Annotated in this window: 1 protein-coding gene; it reads right to left on the bottom strand. The window is 72.9% G+C overall.

Going from position 1 to position 1,854, the window contains the following annotated elements:
• Positions 1 to 1,800 (bottom strand): DUF3488 and transglutaminase-like domain-containing protein (locus RHOFW104R8_RS10900; protein WP_068205435.1); only part of this gene is annotated, 1,800 nt, incomplete at its 3' end.
• Positions 1,801 to 1,854: the final 54 nt, after the last annotated feature.

The raw sequence follows: 1,854 nt of genomic DNA, 5'->3' as shown, positions 1-1,854 counted from the left end.
GGGGCGGCGCGCCATGCCCTTGCGGGCCAGCTTCCGCTCCAGCTCGTGCAGCGCGCCGCGCAGCGGATCGCGCGGCCGCCGCCGCCGAAGGGCCCACGCCAGCCCGAGCGCGATGAACAGCACGCTGCTGATTGCCAGCAGCACGCCCAGCGTCGCCGTGTCGGCGTCGCGGATGCCGAACGGCGTCAGTAGGCCGCGCTGGCGCAGCGCATCGAAACCGATAACGCCCTTGTCCCACCAGCGGTTGACGATGTCCCAGCGATTGCGCAGGCCCTGCAGCCAGTCGTTGCGGTACCAGGCCAACTGGTCGCCGGCGGCGGCCGCGGCGCCCAGCGAAACCCGCTCCGGGCGTACCGCGCCGGTGGGGTCGGCGCGCACCCAGCCGCGCCCGGCCAGCCACACCTCGCTCCAGGCGTGCGCATCGGAATAACGCACCAGCAGGTAGCTGCCGAGCTTGTTCCAGTAGCCGCCCTGGTAGCCGGTGACCACCCGCGCCGGGATGCCGGCGGCGCGCATCAGCACGGTGAACGCCGACGAGTAGTGCTCGCAGAAGCCCTCGCGGGTGTCGAACAGGAAGTCGTCCACCGAGTCGCGGCCCAGCGGCGCCGGCGCCAGCGTGTAGCGGAAGCCGCCGTCGTGGAACAGGGCCAGCGCCGCCTGCACGATCGCCGCATCGTCGCTGCCGTAGCGCTGCCGCCATTGCGCGGCCAGGGCATGCGTGCGCGGATTGAAACCCTGCGGCAGGCGCAGGCCGAGCCGGCGCGAGCGGTCGTCCAGCGAGGGCTGCAACCGGTAGCGCAGGGCGGAACGCACGGAGTAGCTGAGCAGGTCGTTCACCGGCTTGTCGGCCATCACCTCGCGGTCGGTCTGCAGGGTGGCCCGGGCCGGCGCCTGCAGCGGCACGTCCAGCACGGGCAGCACGCGCTGGCGGGTGGGCTGCAGGCTGACCTGATACCGGATCGCATCGGCGGCCTCGACCGGCACCGGTTCCTGCGGGCCGGCGTGGCGGGGATCGAAGTAGCGCCAGGCGCGGCCGTCGAAGCTCCACATCACGTAGGCGCGGAAATAGCGCTGTTCGGCCGGCGGCGGTGCGCCGTCGAAGCTGACCCGCATGGCGGGGTGGTCGTCGGTGAGCAGGTCGGTGAAGTTGCCCGGCGTCATGCTGTCGCTGAGGCCGGTGCGGGCCTGGTTCGGCGAAGGCGCGCCCCACAGCGGCGAACTCAGCCGTGGCACCAGCAGGAAGGCCAGCAGGGCCAGCGGCAAGGCCGCCGCGGTCAGCGCCAGCGCCGGCAGCAGCGCGCGCGGCAGGCTGGCGGCCGGCAGTTGGCCCGGTTCCAGTGCGCGCAGGGTGGCCAGCGCGGGCAGCAGGCCCAGCGCAACCACCACGCTGGCGACCAGGCCCTGGTCGAACAGCAGCGCGGCCATCAGGGCGAAGCAGGCGAAGCTGATGCCGACGCGGACGTCGCGCGAAGTTTCGGTTTCCAGCAGTTTCAGCACCAGCAGGCCGACCGCCAGCGCCGTGCCCGGCTCGCGGCCGAAGATGCTGCCGTACTGCACGACCACCGCCAGCGTCAGCAGGGCGAGCAGCGGCAGCTTCAGCCAGCCCGGCACGTGGCCGGCGCGGTGCCGCCGCTGCCACCAGCGCCAGCCGAGAATCAGCGCAAGGGCCACGACCAGCCACCACGGCAGGTGCGGCGCATGGAGGCACAGCACCAGCGCCAAGGTCAGGCCGAGCAGATCGAACGTGCGGGTGTCGATCGGCCGTTCCGGCGATTTTCCGCGCGGTGCCGCCGGCGTCATGGCAGTTGCGCCAGCGCGTTCATGCAGCGCGCATAGTGCAGCGGCCCGCTGCCG

The organism is Rhodanobacter sp. FW104-R8 (assembly GCF_001617365.1).
GTDB lineage: Bacteria > Pseudomonadota > Gammaproteobacteria > Xanthomonadales > Rhodanobacteraceae > Rhodanobacter.
Note: the sequence above shows the minus strand (reverse complement) of the source record. Positions and strands in the feature narration are given on the sequence as shown.